The following is a 16835-nucleotide window of genomic DNA, read 5'->3' as shown; positions in this document are numbered from 1 at the left end:
TGCAATGCTTGCGTTTCGATGCGTCGGCGGTTGGTCGCTTGGTCTTGCACGCAATCGAGCGATAGTGTTTTCAACAGCACCGTATTCGGCTGGTAATCGGTGGCGCGGCTGAATTGCGAGCCCGGCACCCCTTTGGCTTTGGCGTGCAACTGGATCGGCTCGTTCCCCGGCACGCCGATGAAGCGCTCCGCCGCGGCGTTGTCGCTGAACTGCTCGGTGTTGATCGAAAACGGCAGCACTCCGGCTGCCGGCTCATGTGCGGCAACCGACTTAAACAAGCCGGTCTCGCTGAGCTTGCGCGGAAACTTGTTGGTGTCGGCCGTCACGGTGTTGCGCGTTAGGCCGAAGATCGCTCCGCTTTCGTGATCGAGCAGATACAACTCGCCGGCATGATCTTCGGCGAAGTCGACGATCCGCACCGTCGGGTCGATCAGTTCGAACCGCTCTCCGAGTTTCGTGCCGTCGATCTTCGCCCCCCAGATGCGGCGCGTTTCCCAATCGCCGAACACGTACGTGCCGACGAGTTCCGGAAACTTCTTGCCTCGATAGACGAAGCCGCCGGTGATCGAAGCCCCTTCCGTATGCGGAATCTCCATCGTCGGCGGCACGATCGGCGTCGGGCCGCGCAGCCGTTCGGTGTGGACTTGCTGGCTCCCTTCGACGATGCTCCAGCCGAAGTTGTCGCCTCGGTTGACTCGATAGATCAGTTCCCACAATTCCCAGCCGACATCGCCGACCCATAAGTCGCCGGTCGAGCGATCGAAGCTCATCTTCCACGGGTTACGCAGCCCGTAGGCCCAGGTCTCGGGCCGAGTCTTGTCGACGTTGACGAACGGATTGTCGGCCGGAATCGCATACGCTCGCCCTTGCTCGGCTCGGCGCACGTCGATGCGCATGATCTTCGCCAAGAGCGTCGTCATGTCTTGGCCGGAGTTCAGGCCATCGGGCGGGAACGCTTCGCCGCCGTCGCCGGAGGAAATATACAAGCAGCCGTCGGGCCCGAATTTCAAGCAGCCGCCGTTGTGGCCTCCTTGTCGCCACGAGATGATCAGCTCTTCACTATCCAGCTCGCATTGCGGCGGCTCGGCAGCAGTCACACGCAAACGGGAGACGCGCGTGCCATCCGGCGCAGGGCCGCGCACGCTTCCATCGCCGACCACATAGCAAACGTAGCAATAGCGGTTCTTGGCAAAGTCGGGATCGAACGTGAGTCCGTACAACGCCTGATAGCCGAGCTTCAGCTTACGTGTCTTGTTCAAGTGTTCGACGAGCGCCGAAGTGTCGAGAAACAAGTCGGCTTTGGTCGCGTTGCGGTCGCCGGGGAGCGAATAGATCTTTCCGGACTGTTCGCCGACGAAGAATCGATCGGTGCCGGGAGCCGACGAAATGACGGTCGTCTTCTCGAAGCCCAGCTGCGGGTAAAGCCGCTCGGCCCGATACAGCGGCGGCGGCTCGGGCCTGCCGCGGAAGTTCGAGGTCGTGAGAGGTGTGCGTTTGGTCAAGCCGAACGGGGCCTGGGCGTTTGCGTTCGCAGCGGGTTCGGCGGCACCGCCCGTCGCTTGTACGGCGACGAGCAACGTCGCGGCTAGAATCACGTGACGCATCGAAATCATAGCGCGGGGATGCCTGTGGGGACTGCGGCCGGTCGGGTGGGAAACCAATAAGATAAGCCGGCGGCCCCGCGACTTCGATTCAAAAATGGGCAAACCTCGGCTCAAGTCGCCGGCCGACGATTCGTTCGCCGCCGATCAGGAATTGCTCGCTGATTCTCGATAAACGGCAGCTCCATTCCAAGTCCGTAAGGTTCGATCGGTTTAGATGAAGGCCTGCGCTGCGAGCGATATAACCGAAGAAGAGCGGTTGCTTCTTCCGATCTTGATCTTGCGGCTGGGGTTGAAAGATGAGCGAAAAGCTATTCAAAATCCTGACGCTGCTGCTTGTGCTCTTTTCCGGGTACATGGTCTTGCTCTGGCTCACGTTCGATCTCTGGTTTCCCTCGCAAGATTGACGGGACAGGTCGATTACATGAGAAGAGCCGATTCGTTTTACGGCCCTAGTTTGTTCTCGGCGGCGGTCCCCTGCCAGCGCGGAACTTCGACGACGCCGACTCCCGAGCCGTAGCCTGTTAAGTCGAGCGTGAAGTGGCCGCCGTAGGGATCGATGAAGATCTTGCAGCGCGTCTCCTTGGGCAAGGCATTGATTGCGGTGAAGATCCCTTCGGCAGGAGCACAGAAGTCGAACAAGCCGGTCGCCAATTGCAGCGGCGTTCGGATGCGATGAGCGAAGCAGGCCGGATCGTAGTAGCGCACGACCTCGGCCACTTGTTTTGGGTCGGCACCGGCCGGAGCGCGCGGTCCCCATTCGGCGTAGCCTAGCACGGTCCAATCGATGCGGCACAATGCGACCGCAACACCCTGCGCCGATTTTGCGTTGCGCAAACCGGTGAGGACGAGAGACAAGCCCGCTCCTTGGCTACTACCGGAGACTTCGATCTCACCGTTGCATTTTTCATGTTGCTTGATGATGTCGAAGCAGCGGACGAGACAGCAATAGCTATAGCGCATCATGTACGTCTCACGCGACGTGATGCCGGTTCGCATGTAGTCGAAATCGGGCTTGGCCGGATGGTCTTTCACGTCGCCGCCGTGAATGGCGACCATAATACGCAGCGCACCGTCGGCGAGGCGTGGCGGTGGCGGTTGATACACACTCACCGGAGGTAGAACGACCTGAGCTGCGACCTTCTTTTCGCCTTTCGGCACGTAGAGCCAAGCCCAAGCCCAACGCCCGCCCCAGGAACGGTACTTCACTTTGTAGACCCGACCGACGGCCGATTCGAGGTCCGTACGCTCTTCAAGCGTCATGTCGAGCGGAGTCTTATCGAGCTCCGCCAGCGTGGTGTCCCAGAACGAATCGAAGTCGGCGGGTGGCACGACCGGCGCGATGCGCTCCGGCTGAAACACGAAGCCGATCCGTTGGCTGTAGGCCGGCTTCCCTTCTTCGCTGATGCTTACGCGGCCGGTGTAGTGCCCCGGCTTCGGCGGGCGAATCTTCAGTGCTACGGTCGTAAACGGGCTGCTTCCCGATACCTCGGCCGATGCTTCTGCGACTAGTTCGGGCTGCTTCCAAACATAAGGCGCACCCTTGAACGCAACGGCTCCCTTGAAGGTTCGGCCGTAAAGAACGTTGACCTTTACCGGAAACACAACCTCATCGACCTGAGAAAACAGGTGCCCCTGATTCGGCGACTGAATTTCCATCGTCACCGAATGCGCGAGCGACGGCGTACGAAACATGCGCAATCGATGACGCACCGGTCCGGAACGCTTCTCAGCCGTGTTGAACACGAGCAGGTCGAGGCGATGCGGTGCGGAAAGAATTCGGTTCTTGTCTTCGATCGCTTGGATGCGCGCAGCCCCTTCGGCGATCAGGCCCGCGCCGTTCTTCGCCAAGATGACGTAATTGCCCGGCTCATGTTTCCGTTTGACCGGCCAGCCGAACTCACCCTGATTTTCCGGATCGCAAGCCCGATCGAGATCGTGCGCGAGGCTGATCGCGAGATCATCGGAGGGATAGCCCGACGTGAAGCCGCGGCCCCCTTCAGGTACTCCTTCGAACGCGAGCTCGACGGCATCCGCTTGAAAGGTGTAGGCCAACTTCCAGCCGGCTCCCTCGGCCTCGAGAGTGTTGTCGCGCCGAGTGCGGAATTTCGGCGGAGCATGGCGATGATACCACTGCCCCGTCGGGCAGGCGAAGAGCCCGGGAGCCGGCGCTTTCTTGCCGTCTTGATCACGCGTCTCGGCGGGAGGTGCGATGAACTCGACTCCACCGATCACAAGCGAAGTCAACACTGCGTTCGGATCCAAGCGGGCGGTATAAACCTCGGTGGTCACGCTGTAGCCGCCGTCTTTGGCGTCGATTTTCACTGCTTCCACCGCTGCGGCAGGGGCTACCCCGGCACATGTCAACACGGCGACGACAACGAGTGAAACCCCGGTTGACTCGACCAATGCAACTCGCGCGCGATGAAAGAACGACGACAAATTGAAACCGAGGATGGTTGCGAGCATTTGGTGTATCCCGGAAATCAGCAGGAGGGGGAGACATGCGGTCGTCGAACGGCTGGGCGTAATGTCTTATTCGCTTAGGCCGATCGGAGTGATTCTGGCAGTCACGGCACCCAGGTGCAACCGGCCGACGCTTTGCTGCAAGATGGAGCATGCGTCGATCGGCTCGGTAAAGCCGCCCCGGCCCCACTAGCGAAGCGAGCTTGAAATTCGGATCATATTCCTCGGACTCACCGACATTGCCGGCCGCCAGGAAGTCAAGGTCCTCGGTCGAGGCCCTCGGCTGTTGAATGGTAATGACGACTTGCTGTTCCCCTCTTTCCGAAAGCCACGCTCCTCCGATGAACAAAGTCCTTGTCCTCTACGATTCCGCGAGTGGAAACACGGCTCAGATGGCGGCGCTCGTTGCCGAAGGGGTGCGAGAAGTTCCCGAGATCGAAGTTCGGGTCCGTTCGGTCGAGGAAGCCGTGGCCGAAGATGTCCTCTGGTGCGATGGGCTTGCGCTCGGTAGCCCGACGAACATGGGAATCCTTTCTTGGAAGATGAAACGCTTCTGGGACGAAACGTTGGGCCCGCATTGGATGAAGGTCGACGGCAAGATCGGCTGCGCGTTCTCGTCGGCCGGTGGTTGGGGCGGCGGGCAAGAGCTTGCCTGTCAATCGTTGCTCACGGTGTTGATGAATTTCGGCTTCCTTGTCTTCGGCGTCACCGATTACGCAGGCAAGTTGACGACGCTCCACTACGGAGCGATTACGGCTCGCGAGCCGCGTAGCGAGGATTGCCGAGCCGCCTGCCGGATCTTAGGCCGGCGCTTAGGCGAATGGGTCGCCGTGTTCGTCGGCGGCCGCCATGAGCAGCACCCGCTGGTGAAGCCCGTTCCCCGTTTGCCGCCGGGATAAAGTCTACTTTCTCTCGAAGTTGGTCGATTCCTTAAGGTATTGCAAGCATCAGCGATCGCTGATAGGTTTGGGTTCGCGGCTTGTGCGACTCCTCTAAACTTTGCTGCTTGAGGTCGATCTATGGCCCTCGAAATTCAAACAGCGGCACACACTCTCCACTCTCAGCACGCCTTTCAGAACTATTACGGTTCCGACCGTGAGGGGCTCGCCGTCGTCGATCGCCGAGGAATGCTCAAGGCAGGGCTCGCCGGCATCGCCGGGTTGAGCTTGCCGGAGTTGCTTCGAGCGCGAGCCGGGGCGAACGAAACCGGCCGTAAGGCGCAGGGTGCGAAGAGCGTCATTCTCGTCTGGATGTCCGGCGGCCCGAGCCATATCGACACCTGGGACATGAAGCCCGACCGGCGTTTGGAGAACCGGGGACCATTTGCTCCGATCGCGACGAAGTTGCCCGGCGTGCAGATCTGCGAGCACCTGCCGAAGCAGGCGGCGATGCTCGATAAGTTCACGCTCATTCGTTCGGTCAACGCGCAATCGAGCAACCATAATCCGAACCGCGTATTTCAGACCGGTAATCTAGAATCTCAAACCGTCGATGCGAAACATCCGGCGATCGGTTCGGTCATCGCCAAGCTGCGCGGCCCCAATCATCCTGCGATGCCGCCTTATGTCGCGGCGGTGTCTTCGCCGAGGAAACATCTCGCGTTCGCCGGGTACTTAGGGAAACGCTACGACCCCTTCATCGCCGAGAATGCCGCCAAGCTGCCGATCCTGACGATCGACGGCGTCGACACCGGCACGATGACCGGAAGCAACAGTCTGTTTCAACTCCCCGAAGGACTGTCGGTGAAGCGGTTGGGTGAGCGGCTCGACCTCCTACGGTATTTCGATCGCGTGCGCATGGGGCTCGATCAAGACGGCGCTCTGCAAGCCCTGGGTGCGTATCAGAGTCAGGCCGTCGAGATGGTGACCGGAAAGCAAGCGCAGGCCGCGTTCGATCTTTCGCTGGAGCCTGCTGCAAGCCGCGAGCGTTACGGGAAGCATCTCTGGGGCCAACAGGCTTTGCTAGCGCGGCGATTGGTCGAGGCGGGAGTCAGTTTCGTCACGATCGGGATGAACCATTCCGGCGGCGCCAGTTGGGACCACCACGGCGACAACATTCCGCCCTATGGCGGCATCCAAAGCGGGCTGAAGCCGATGTTGCCGATCTTCGATCATGCGCTGAGCACGCTCGTCGCCGATCTGGACGAACGCGGATTGCTGGACGACGTGCTCGTCATCGCGATGGGGGAGTTCGGCCGCGAACCGATCATCGGCCGACAAGGGATCGACGGTCGCAACCACTGGCCGGCCGTCATGTCGATGGCGTTGGCAGGGGGCGGATTGCGGCATGGGCAAGTCATCGGTGCATCGGATGTCGACGGCGGCGCGATTAAAGATCGGGCCGTAACGCCGGGCGATCTGGCCGCCACGATCTACCGCTATATGGACGTTCCGCTCGACGCCACGTATCTCGACAATAGCGGGCGACCGCATCCGATCGTCCAGAACAACGGCCGGCCGATCCACGAGTTGTTCTAGCCGCAGGCCGGCAGCGCGTGGTAAAGATGCTCGTCATGATCGAGCATCCTTTCTACGTCGAATGAAAACATGATCGAATACCTCGAGGTCTTGCAAAACGAATATCTGCTCGCCGGTGTGGTGGTCGTTTTGCTGCTGTTCGCGATCGTCTTCCATCGCCGCCGCCGACATTGAGCGCCGCCGGCTTCTTTGTCGGCGATGTGTTGTCAGGATCGTGAAAAAGGTTGCCATCGGGCGGCGACTCTTCTAAAGTAAGCAAAATCATAGGAGATTGCTTATGCGTAGTTTGCCCGCCGGATTCCCGACGAAGTCCGTAAGTGCTCGGCGAGATTTCATGCTTCGTCTCGGCATGCTCGGCGGCACCGGCCTTACTTTGCCGCGGCTGCTGCAAGGCGAAGCGGCCCGCGCCGCCGAGGTCGATCGGTCGCGCATCGCAGCGACGAGCGGACGAGGCGGCAAAGCGAAAGCGTGCATCCTCATCTATCTCTGGGGCGGGCCCCCTCAGCAAGACATGTGGGACATGAAGCCCGACGCTCCGGACGGTATTCGGAGCGAGTTTAAGCCGCTTGAGACCGTCGTGCCCGGCATGAGCTTCAGCGATCAGTTGCCGCTGACGGCGCGCCAGGCGGACAAGATGGCGATCGTTCGCGCGCTCACGCACCCGAGCAACGACCACGTGCATAGCGTTTACCATACGCTCACGGGTCGCGACGATCCGACATTACAGGGGGCGCTACGACAGCGGAGGCGTCTTGACTTTCCGTGCATCGGATCCGTCGTTTCTCATTTCTCGAAGCCGGGGACGCTTCCCTCGACGGTAACTCTGCCTCGGCCGATCGGGCACGACGGAGTCGTTTATTCCGGCACGCATGCCGGCTTTCTCGGCTCGGCCCATGATCCGCTGGAGATGCAATCGCCGGGCGAGGTAAAAGCCCCGCCGATGCATAGCTTTGAGTTGCCGTCGGGCCTCGATCAGGCGCGGCTCGACGATCGGTTTTCGCTGCTGGCGCAAATCGAATCTTCGCAACGAGCTCTCGACGACGAGGTGCGCCGCACGAATTCCAACCTCTCGTTGTTTCGCGAACAGGCGGCGCGCATGCTCACCGGCGGTGGCGCAAAGCAATCTTTCGATCTGGGGCGCGAGTCGGACAAGCTGCGCGATCGCTATGGGCGCAATGAATACGGCGAGTCGTTTCTGCTGGCGCGGCGGCTCGTCGAGTCGGGCGTGCGCTTAGTCACGATCGTTTGGGACTACATCACGCCGAAAGGAGATGTCGCCAATGTTTGGGACAACCACGGCGGCACCGGTGCCCTGGGCAAAATCAGCGGCTACCAAATGCTCAAGGAAAAGTATTGCTTGCCGCCGCTCGATCTAGCGTACTCCGCGCTGCTCGAAGATCTCGGCAATCGGGGCTTGCTCGATGAAACCTTGGTCGCGATGTACGGTGAGTTCGGACGCACGCCGAAGATCAACAAGCACGGCGGCCGCGATCATTGGGGCGCTTGCCAGTCGGCCGTATTCGCCGGCGGGGGTGTTCGGGGCGGCAACATTCATGGCGCCAGCGATGCGCATGCGGCGTATCCGGTCGATAAACCGGTGAGCCCCGAAGACATTCTCGCGACGATTCACCACGGCCTCGGCATTTCGCCCGAATCCGAACTTCGCGACCCATTGGGACGTCCTTATCGACTCGTCGAAGGGCGATCGATCGTTGAATTGTTCTAAGCTTGTGCGATGCGGCTAGAATGCTTTACTCTGAGCCGGCGGCAGCCCTTCGCAAGCAATAGGGAGATCGAAGATGCATCGACTACGATTCACGGTCGCGGTCTGGACTGCACTGACCGCGTGTCTTGTTTATGCGGCGGAAGAGAAAGCCGCCGTAGAAAAGAATAAGACCGATGCCGAGCGCATCGTCGGCTCATGGACGTTTGATTCGTCCGACAAGAAGTTCGAGCTGATTCAAAGCGACGAACAAACCATTCGTTTGAAGTTCGAAGACGGCAAGATGAACTTCGCGCTCCTCAATAAAGGGGCTCCCGCGTTTCAACTTTCGGGCAGCTACGCTCTCGACGATAAGCAAACGCCGAAGCTGTTCGATGTCACCTTGACCGGCGACGGCGCCGCTCCCGTCTTTGCGATCTACGAATTCCAAGGCGACAAGCTGCGAATTCGGTATCGCGAAGAAGGAGGCCAGCGTCCGAGCGACTTTACGACGCCGGCGGCCGATTGTCAGATTCTGACGTTCGTACGCGAAAAAGAGCCGAAATGAGGGGGAAACAAACCGTTCGGCGCTCCATTCGGGGGTCAATCGTGAGCTAGGGTTGTGAGGATTTCACCACCACGCAAGCCCGACCCAGGTGCGCTATGTATCTCGCTCTCGTCGTCTCGAACATCATCGAAACGCCTCGTTGGATTACCGAATACGTTCTACTCGGTTCGAAAGAAGCCGCGCAGCCGCTCGAAGAAGGAATCGCTTGGGATGAAATGCCCGAAGGCGCGATTCTCGGTTCGAACCCTCTCTATCCGCCCGACGGTCGTACGGTAGATCCGTTTTCCGCCGTGGCGGTTCCGTTTACGAGCCCTTCGGAAGCGCAGGCCGTGGCCGTGGCGGAAGCGTTTCGCAAGAGCCCGCCGGATGAGATGAAACGCTATAACGTGACTCGTGCGACGCCGATCTACGTCGTCGATCGCCGCAGCCAGCGTGTGAAGCCGGTCGCCGTTTAGTGCGTCCGCGCCGGTGGACGTTCGTGCGAGTCGACATCCTTCGTCGCCGCACGAGCGTGCATCATCGCTTCGGCGGCTTGATACGAATTCTTCGCCATGTTGTTGAGCTTCGCTTTGTCGATCTCGCAATGTTGGCCGTTCTTGTCGCGCATGCCGGCGAAGGAAGAGTCGCTCGCGACCATCGCTGCGATGACTTGCCCGGCAAACCAATCCTTGAGCGTCATGCCGGGGCTGGAGGTGCCGCCCGCTTTGTGTTCGAGCCGTCCGACGTCTTGCAAGCTGGGATAGGCGTAGATCGTCACTGCATTCTCACTTTATGAAGCTGGATGGAATCGATTGAGCAGGTGAGCCATCTAAACGTACCTCACGGCTACCGGCGCTCGAAAAATCTTTCGCATCGTCGCTAGTCCGATTCGGCATCGCGGCCCGCAGCGGATGGCTCATTGGAGAATGCGCCGCGCGGAATGTTCGCCGAAGCATGAAGCTCCGGCGCCATCGAACCACGCGACCAGAGAGTCCGGTCGACCATCACGCGCAGTAGCGCTTCGAGTTGCGATTGGGCTGCAGGGCTTTCCAAGATGCCGAGGCTCCGCGCGATGGCTTCGAGCGTGCATAAGCCATGTTCTTCCGGTTGGATGCGCAGCTTGTATTCCGTCGGCGGGCCCGGGGGTAGTTTCACATGACGGAGATCGTGAAACACTTCCTCGCGACGGACCATCTTCTGCGTTTGCCGCCAGCTTCCATCGGGCACGATCAAGTTCACCGGCTCAGCGAGCCGTGCGACGAATTCCGCACTTAGTTCCTCGGCATAAGGGCTCGGGTACAGCAGCAGCGAAGTGCGCTTCGGCTCCACGAGCCCTACGGTCGACATACGCTCGTTCTTCCGGCCTCGGATTCGGATTTCGCTGTTCACGAGCGCTTTGGCGGTTAGCCGAGCGGTGTTCGTGGTGAGAACTTCCTCGGCCGTGTGCATCAACACGAAGACGCGGATTTTCAATTCGATGCGCGGAATCGCAGCGCAAAAGCAGAGCGCCTTGCGAATCTCGCAACCGGGGCAGCGATGTTGAGCCAAGACGCGCCGCATGCATTCGTCCGCTACGAGTAAACCAAGTCGAAGAAGCAGGCATGAATCGTAATACCGGAGTCGATAGTTTATCAAACGATTCGCCTTGATCGGCCGGCTTATTTCCCCTTTCTCTCGCGATGCGTTTGCCGGCAAGAAACGAAACCGGTTCGCGCAGCTTCGGAACCTGATACCATTGCCCTTAGAACGATCCTGGCCTTTCCTTTTGCCGAACCACCATGACGACCTCGATGACTTCGGATCGTCGGCAAGAACCTTCCGACGCCGAAGTGCGGAACGAAGAATGGCTCAACAGCCTCACGCATGGCATCGGCCTGGTGTTGTGTTTCGTCGGCGGAGCGGTGTTGATCGCGCGCGCCATGGAGACGGGGCAATGGGTGCGCGTCGTCGGCTGCACGATCTATGCCGCCTCTTTGGTGGCCGTCTACGCGGCGTCGACGTTATCGCACTTTTTCGAACAGCCGAAGCTCCGGACGTTGTTTCGGGTCTTAGATCAAGCGTTTATCTATTTGCTGATCGTCGGGAGCTACACCCCGATGGCGCTCGTGCATCTGCACGGCGGCAAGCTTTGGATTCTGTTCATCGCAATGTGGATCGTGGCGATCGTCGGCTTCACGTCGAAGGTGTTGTTTCGGCATCGAATCGAGGCCATTAGTACGACGCTGTATGTCGTGCTCGGCTGGATGCCGATTCTCGGTATTCGATCGGCTTGGGAAGTTCTGCCGACGCAGGCCATCGTCCTCTTCGTCGGTGGCGGGCTGTGCTACACGTTCGGCTTGCTGTTCTTATTGCTTGATACCCGGATGCGATTCTTTCACGCCGCGTGGCATCTCTTCGTGATCGCGGGGAGCGTCTGCCATTATTTCGTGATCTACTGGTACGTGGTCGCGGCCGATGGCCCGCCGCTGTGGTAGCGAATGCCGACGGGCCGGCGAACGTCATCGGCTGCCGATTCTATTTTTGTTGCTTCAACGGTGCGGGACCGGCATCATAAGCAATCGCCGTTGCGTGTTCGGCACGGCTGGCGACGTTTTCCGTTCCCCATTCGCGACTTCCGCGCGAGGAGCATCCGATGAGCAAGGCTTGGCGCTCGTTCTTTCTATTCGTGTTCGTCGGGTTCGTTTCTGAGTTGGCTGCGGCAAAAGATGTGCTGCCGACGGCGAGCAACATCGATCCGCAGCCGATGAAGGCCCAAGCGACGCGCATCGTGCAAGCTTTGGAATTGTTGGGCGCTCCGCTTACTCCGTCGCAGAAGAAAGCTTTCGATGCCGCGCTCGCCGAGGCGAACCCTCAGAGCGCGGTGGCCGGAGTGCAAGCAGTTCTCGATCCGCTTTGCTTGTGCGGTGTCGAGGTCAATGCCGAGAGTCGCGTGAAGGTCGTCGTCGGGAGTGCGCCGAAGCAACTCCTGCAGCACGGCTGGTCTGTGTTCTTGGTCAAGGTGAACAACGAGGCGGGCGTTACCGCTCCGCTGGCCGTGAGCAGCCCCAATGCCATGCCGTTGCATAAAAGGTCGACCTCAGCGAAACGTCCGGAACAAACGATTACGTCTCAAGATGTCGAGAATCGCTGGCTCGATGTTTCGCTCAACACGCAACAGCCGCTGCTGGCCCCTCTGTCAGGATTGAAGGTCGAGTATCGGATCGTCGAGTTATATTCCCGCGACTCCGGGCAGCGCGAAGCGAAGCTGGCTTTCGACGTCGGGCAAGGCTCGCAAGACCTCGGCTTCCGGAGCGAAGCGAACATTTTGTTCGACTGCAAGCGCGCCGTGCCCGTACGTCTCGACATTCTCGACGACGACGGCACGCCGACCGTCGGGCAGTTCGTCTTTCGCGATGCGCTCGGCCGAGTCTACCCTTCCCGCTCGCGACGGCTTGCTCCCGATCTATTCTTTCACGACCAGATTTATCGTCATAGCGGGGAGACGGTGCTGCTGCCGCCGGGTAAGTTCGAGGCTCTCTACACGCGCGGCCCTGAGTATCGCATTCTCAAACGGACGATCGAGGTTCCCGACGCGGCCGAGCATCGTGAATCGTTTCGCTTGCAGCGCTGGATTAAGCTCACCGACTATGGTTGGTATTCCGGCGATCATCATATTCATGCCGCCGGTTGCGCGCATTATGAATCGCCCGCCGAAGGAGTTCAGCCGGAACACATGATGCGGCATATTCTCGGCGAAGACCTGAACGTCGGTTGCGTCTTATCTTGGGGGCCGTGTTGGTATTATCAGAAGCAATTCTTCGAGGGGCGTCCGAGCAAGCTTTCGGTGCCCGGCAACCTGATGCGCTACGATATCGAAGTCTCCGGCTTTCCGAGCTCGCACGCCGGTCATCTTTGCCTCTTGCGACTCAAGGAAGACGACTATCCGAACACGACGACCATCGAAGAATGGCCGAGTTGGGATCTGCCGATTCTGCAATGGGGCAAGCAGCAAGGAGGAGTCGTCGGGTACTCGCATAGCGGTTGGGGTTTGAAGGTCGCGGCAACGTCGCTGCCGACGTATGAAATGCCTCCGTTCGACGGCATCGGTGCAAACGAGTACATCGTCGATACCGTGCACGGCGTTTGCGACTTCATCTCCGCAGTCGATACGCCGGCGATTTGGGAGTTGAACATTTGGTATCACACGTTGAATTGCGGCATGACGACGCGCATCAGCGGCGAAACCGACTTCCCTTGCATCTACGGCGATCGGGTCGGGCTCGGGCGGGCTTACGTAAAGCTACGCCCGAACGAGCCGCTCGACTACGATCGTTGGGCAGATGGCATTCGCGACGGACGGAGCTATTGCAGCGACGGGCTGACGCATCTGTACGATTTCACCGTTGCCGCCGACGGCGCTAAGCCTCTGGGAGTCGGAGAGTCGGGCGACGGAGGTCGGGCGAGCGTGCTGAAGACTCCGGCCGGCAAGTCGCTCAAGGTTCGTGTGAATGCCGCGGCACTGTTGGAAGAAACACCGCGCAAAGAGATTCGAGAGACACCGCTCGATAAGAAGCCCTATTGGCATGTCGAGCGGGCTCGGATCGGCGATACGCGCACCGTGCCGATCGAGTTGATCGTCAACGGCCAGTCCGTGCAGACGAAGCCGATCGTCGCCGACGGAAAGGTTCACGAAGTCGAGTTCGATTACATGCCGAGCCAATCTAGTTGGATTGCGGTGCGCACGTTCCCGGCCGCGCACACGAACCCGGTGTTCGTCGAGGTCGACGGCAAGCCGATTCGAGCCAGCAAGCGCAGTGCTCAATGGTGTCTCGATGCCGTCGATGTGTGCTGGGCACAGAAAGTGAAGCTGACTCGTGACAGCGAAAAAGAAGCCGCAGCCGCGGCTTATGAAACGGCTCGCGCCGCCTATCGCCGCGTCCTCGGCGAGGCCACGGTCGATTAGGCTGCGGTTCGCTTCTGCGAGGGTTACTTCTGTAAGATCAGCTTGCCGCGCGAAGTGATCTGCAGACGATAGATCGCCCCTTCGTGATCGATGCAAACGATCTTCTCGCCCCGAAAAAGCTCTTCCGAAGGGAATAGCTTAATCGGGGGCGTCTCACCTTTCGGCGACATTTCGGCGCGTGGCGGCTCTTCGGAGGTCATGCGAGGAGTTACTTCGCATTTCCGGAAACGGAGAACCGTTCGATCGAATCGAGATGGCCCTTCTTCGAAGCGCCGGCGATGGCGAGCAACGAGCGATCGCCGCCGTTGACGAAGCGATGGAAGAATCGCGGTTGATTCAGATTACCGATCGAGTCCCACGACTTTCCGTCTTCGCTCAAGCGATAAACGCCTCCTTCCATGCCCGAGGCGTAGAGCTTTCCGTCGACCGTGATCGCCGACGTGCCGAAGCCGCTCATCTTGTTGCCCGGAAGCGTCGGGCCGGCGGACCAAGCATTCGTTGCGGTGTCGAAATAGTGGACGTCGTTCGAGGGCTCGTCGTCGGAGTTCATGCCGCCGAGTGCATAGATCTTACCGTTGAGTTCCGCCACCGCGATGGCGCGCCGCTCGAACGGTTGCTCGGGAAGTTCTTGCCACTTCGCGTCTTTCGCCGCGAGATCGAGCACGAGCGATTTTTTTTGCCATTCGTGGTCGCTGCCCGTCAGGTTCCAACCACCGACGACGTAAAGTTTCGAGCCGACGACGATCGCATCGTGCGACGACCGGCCCATCGGAAGCGGTTGCAGCGGGGTCCAACTCTTCGCGACGGGATCGAAGCGAAAGAAATCGGTAACGGAAACAAGATCGTCGGGAGCGCCGGGTTCGTTGCGGGCAGACATGCCGCCGACGCGATAAATCGAATCGCCGTAGGCAACGAGCGCGACGCTCTGCAGCCCAGGGCCGGCGGGAAGGTCTTCCCAAGCTTTCGGAGCGGCCAGATTCAGACGTTGAAAATGCAACGACAGATTCTTCTTGGAATGCTTATGAGCGCCCCCCGTGTGCCCGCTGTAGACGTAGACCCAATCGCCGGCTCGAACGGCGCCGAAGCTGGATATTTTCTCGGCCAGCAGAGGGAACTCCGACTTCGTTTCGGCGGCCGGCTTTTCCGTCGTGGCGGTCGATGTCTTGTCCGTGGGCTTTTTCTCCGCGACCGCTTCGGCGGCGCTGAGCGTTCCGCCGATCGAGAACGAGCCTGCGGCGAAGGCCATCGAGAGCAGGGAGCGATTTAGGAAGTCTCTACCGATATTCAACGAGCGGCATTTCATAAAGCTTAAAATCCTGAAAGCAAAACGGAAAAATGAAGATGCGAAACGCAAACGAACCATCCAGCTTTCCGCTTAGGGCTTACCGACGCAGATGAGCTTCCGACCTGTACGCAAAACAAACGCGCCGGGGACCGCTGCCGCTCCGTAGAGCCGGCCTTCGATCGTCAGGGCGTTTTCAGCGAGCGATTCAAACTCCGGAGCAGCGGCCACGACCGTCGTGACCCCTTCTTTTCCGAAGAAGTATATCCGTCCGGCGGCTCCGATGGGGGATGCCCAGCACGAGCCGATTCGATGTGTCCACAGGGGTTTTCCCGTCGCCTCTTCGACGCAGGTGGCGACCCCGGATTTATTGACGAAGTAGGCGCGACCTTGATACGCCAACGGAGAACTGAACGAGGCCGCGGCGTCTTGCAAGCGCCAGGCGACCTCGGAATCGGCCAAGTTCCCTTTGCCCCCTCTGCGCACGGCGACGCTTTGCCCGACGTCGCTCGAGCCGACGATGATGTGCTTCTCGGTTACGGTCGGCGAAGCGGTCGTGTTGCCTTTGAGCCCTAGGAGCGACCAGCGCGTCGTGCCGTCGACGAAGCTATAGGCTTCGACGCTTCCCTTCGAGCTCACGATGACTTCCGCGTCCTTGGGATCGCCGGTGTTCGCCAGCGCGACGATCGGCGAGCTCCAAGAGATATTCGATGGTCGCTCGACCTTCCAGCGATTGACGCCGGTCTTTTTAGCGACCGCCAAGAGATAGGAAGGACCATCGTGATCGACGACGGCAAAGAGCGCATCGCTGGTTTGAGCCAAGGAACCGCCGAGGCCGTGGTTGCCTTTGTATTCGCCGTATTCGCCGGCAAGGTTACGATGCCAGAGCTCCGTCCCCGCATGATCGAACGCCAGGAGATCGCCGCTTTCGAAAAAGGCGTAGACACGTTCGGCATCGACGATCGGGGTCGGAGCCGCACGGCTCACGTAGTCGCTATCCTTCACCTGAATCGAGGCGGCGGAATCTTTCTGCCACAAGCGTTTGCCGTCTTTCAATCCGTAACAAGCGACGAGGCAACGCTCTTTGGATTCGCCCGAAATCGAGGTGACGAAGATCCGGTCGCCCCAAACGACAGGGCTCGATTGTCCGTAGCCGGTGAGCTCGGTTTGCCAAGCGACGCCGTTGTTGCCGTCCCACTTCAACGGCAGCTCATGAACGCTCGCTAAGCTCGTTCCGTCTCCCCTGAACCCAGGCCATTCAGCCGCTGGTTCGGCGAGCAGGATCGAGGCAATGAAAGCGAGTAGCATGTGCGGCGGTGTCTTAATGAGACTTGTTATCGAATGATGCTACCTTATCCATTTTCAGGGCCTCGTCAACAGTTGAACGGCTGCCACTTGCTCGTTTTTGCTTTGATTGATATTCCTCGAAACCTCTTCGTAAAACAATTTATCAATCAAAATGCTTGACCTTGCCGGCGATTCGTTTACAATCGCAAGCGAGTTGAAACACTGTCTCATTAAAGATGGTGACGAAAGGTGTCTAACCTGTCATTGCCGCCTACTGCTCCAAGCTTCAACCGCTACCCCACCTATTGAAATAACCAGTGTGAAGAACCCCTCATTCTTCATTCATTGAGCGAGGGTCGGCTGGGAATCGGAATCCCGGCCGGCCGCGCGACTCATTTTTCATCGCCGGCGATGAAAAAATCGCCGGTCGTTTTTTGGTAACACTAAGATTTAACGCACTTTAGATCACAAATCCGTAATAAAACCGGTTGAATCAGGCCCTCTACCGGCAGGGCATATCTTTTGCCTTCC

The 16835-nt window shown here is 59.5% G+C and carries 15 protein-coding genes; 8 read left to right on the top strand and 7 right to left on the bottom strand.

What is annotated here, in order from left to right:
- Together K8U03_25795 and K8U03_25790 are read right to left on the bottom strand one after the other, a co-directional pair.
- A partial coding sequence (locus K8U03_25795; protein MCE9608314.1) for a PQQ-dependent sugar dehydrogenase occupies nucleotides 1–1613 on the bottom strand: 1613 nt, incomplete at its 3' end.
- 432 nt (nucleotides 1614–2045) lie between these two features.
- Nucleotides 2046–3926 (bottom strand): acetylxylan esterase, encoded by a 1881-nt coding sequence (locus K8U03_25790; GenBank protein ID MCE9608313.1) that lies wholly within the window; start codon nucleotides 3924–3926, stop codon nucleotides 2046–2048.
- Between the two features lie 482 nt (nucleotides 3927–4408).
- Between K8U03_25790 and K8U03_25785 the strand changes: the two genes are divergently transcribed.
- From K8U03_25785 to K8U03_25760, 6 genes are all read left to right on the top strand, one after another.
- Nucleotides 4409–4966 (top strand): flavodoxin domain-containing protein, encoded by a 558-nt coding sequence (locus K8U03_25785; GenBank protein ID MCE9608312.1) that lies wholly within the window; start codon nucleotides 4409–4411, stop codon nucleotides 4964–4966.
- Nucleotides 4967–5086: 120 nt separating this feature from the next.
- Complete coding sequence (locus K8U03_25780) at nucleotides 5087–6544, top strand: DUF1501 domain-containing protein (GenBank protein ID MCE9608311.1); 1458 nt, start codon at nucleotides 5087–5089, stop codon at nucleotides 6542–6544.
- 69 nt (nucleotides 6545–6613) lie between these two features.
- Entirely contained in the window at nucleotides 6614–6718 is a 105-nt protein-coding gene (locus K8U03_25775; protein MCE9608310.1) for an LPXTG cell wall anchor domain-containing protein, read from the top strand.
- A 103-nt stretch (nucleotides 6719–6821) separates the two neighbouring features.
- Nucleotides 6822–8270 (top strand): DUF1501 domain-containing protein, encoded by a 1449-nt coding sequence (locus K8U03_25770; protein MCE9608309.1) that lies wholly within the window; start codon nucleotides 6822–6824, stop codon nucleotides 8268–8270.
- Nucleotides 8271–8343: 73 nt separating this feature from the next.
- Entirely contained in the window at nucleotides 8344–8814 is a 471-nt protein-coding gene (locus K8U03_25765; protein MCE9608308.1) for a TIGR03067 domain-containing protein, read from the top strand.
- A gap of 95 nt (nucleotides 8815–8909) precedes the next feature.
- Nucleotides 8910–9269, top strand: coding sequence for a hypothetical protein (locus K8U03_25760; GenBank protein ID MCE9608307.1), 360 nt, complete (start codon nucleotides 8910–8912; stop codon nucleotides 9267–9269).
- Here the strand turns inward: K8U03_25760 and K8U03_25755 are convergent.
- On the bottom strand, nucleotides 9266–9571 hold the full coding sequence (locus K8U03_25755) for a hypothetical protein (protein ID MCE9608306.1): 306 nt from the start codon (nucleotides 9569–9571) through the stop codon (nucleotides 9266–9268). The two genes, K8U03_25760 and K8U03_25755, sit on opposite strands and share 4 nt — an antisense overlap.
- A 101-nt stretch (nucleotides 9572–9672) precedes the next feature.
- A complete protein-coding gene (locus K8U03_25750; GenBank protein MCE9608305.1) occupies nucleotides 9673–10353 on the bottom strand; it encodes a DTW domain-containing protein in 681 nt (226 codons plus the stop codon).
- Between the two features lie 218 nt (nucleotides 10354–10571).
- Between K8U03_25750 and K8U03_25745 the strand changes: the two genes are divergently transcribed.
- Nucleotides 10572–11267, top strand: a complete 696-nt coding sequence (locus tag K8U03_25745; protein MCE9608304.1) for a hemolysin III family protein — start codon at nucleotides 10572–10574, stop codon at nucleotides 11265–11267.
- A gap of 158 nt (nucleotides 11268–11425) precedes the next feature.
- Nucleotides 11426–13735 carry a CehA/McbA family metallohydrolase gene (locus tag K8U03_25740; protein MCE9608303.1) on the top strand — a complete coding sequence of 770 codons (2310 nt, stop codon included), beginning with the start codon at nucleotides 11426–11428 and terminating at the stop codon, nucleotides 13733–13735.
- Nucleotides 13736–13758: 23 nt separating this feature from the next.
- On the opposite strand, the gene K8U03_25735 is transcribed toward K8U03_25740, so the two are convergent.
- The 3 genes from K8U03_25735 to K8U03_25725 form a co-directional block, all read right to left on the bottom strand.
- Nucleotides 13759–13935: a hemin uptake protein HemP gene (locus K8U03_25735; protein ID MCE9608302.1), complete on the bottom strand. Its 177-nt coding sequence runs from the start codon at nucleotides 13933–13935 to the stop codon at nucleotides 13759–13761.
- 8 nt (nucleotides 13936–13943) lie between these two features.
- A complete protein-coding gene (locus tag K8U03_25730) occupies nucleotides 13944–15038 on the bottom strand; it encodes a hypothetical protein (GenBank protein ID MCE9608301.1) in 1095 nt (364 codons plus the stop codon).
- A gap of 72 nt (nucleotides 15039–15110) precedes the next feature.
- On the bottom strand, nucleotides 15111–16325 hold the full coding sequence (locus K8U03_25725; protein MCE9608300.1) for a PQQ-binding-like beta-propeller repeat protein: 1215 nt from the start codon (nucleotides 16323–16325) through the stop codon (nucleotides 15111–15113).
- Between the last annotated feature and the right edge of the window lie 510 nt (nucleotides 16326–16835).

This window comes from Planctomycetia bacterium, from assembly GCA_021413845.1.
In the GTDB taxonomy this organism is placed as follows: Bacteria; Planctomycetota; Planctomycetia; order Pirellulales; family PNKZ01; genus PNKZ01.
This window is presented reverse-complemented; position numbering and strand designations above follow the sequence as displayed.

Coding starts and splice junctions, on each gene's coding strand:
- K8U03_25785 (MCE9608312.1), top strand. CDS start 4,409: ATGAACAAAGTCCTTGTCCTCTACGATTCCGCGAGTGGAAACACGGCT.
- K8U03_25780 (MCE9608311.1), top strand. CDS start 5,087: ATGGCCCTCGAAATTCAAACAGCGGCACACACTCTCCACTCTCAGCAC.
- K8U03_25775 (MCE9608310.1), top strand. CDS start 6,614: ATGATCGAATACCTCGAGGTCTTGCAAAACGAATATCTGCTCGCCGGT.
- K8U03_25770 (MCE9608309.1), top strand. CDS start 6,822: ATGCGTAGTTTGCCCGCCGGATTCCCGACGAAGTCCGTAAGTGCTCGG.
- K8U03_25765 (MCE9608308.1), top strand. CDS start 8,344: ATGCATCGACTACGATTCACGGTCGCGGTCTGGACTGCACTGACCGCG.
- K8U03_25760 (MCE9608307.1), top strand. CDS start 8,910: ATGTATCTCGCTCTCGTCGTCTCGAACATCATCGAAACGCCTCGTTGG.
- K8U03_25750 (MCE9608305.1), bottom strand. CDS start 10,353: ATGCGGCGCGTCTTGGCTCAACATCGCTGCCCCGGTTGCGAGATTCGC.
- K8U03_25745 (MCE9608304.1), top strand. CDS start 10,572: ATGACGACCTCGATGACTTCGGATCGTCGGCAAGAACCTTCCGACGCC.
- K8U03_25740 (MCE9608303.1), top strand. CDS start 11,426: ATGAGCAAGGCTTGGCGCTCGTTCTTTCTATTCGTGTTCGTCGGGTTC.
- K8U03_25735 (MCE9608302.1), bottom strand. CDS start 13,935: ATGACCTCCGAAGAGCCGCCACGCGCCGAAATGTCGCCGAAAGGTGAG.
- K8U03_25730 (MCE9608301.1), bottom strand. CDS start 15,038: ATGAAATGCCGCTCGTTGAATATCGGTAGAGACTTCCTAAATCGCTCC.
- K8U03_25725 (MCE9608300.1), bottom strand. CDS start 16,325: ATGCTACTCGCTTTCATTGCCTCGATCCTGCTCGCCGAACCAGCGGCT.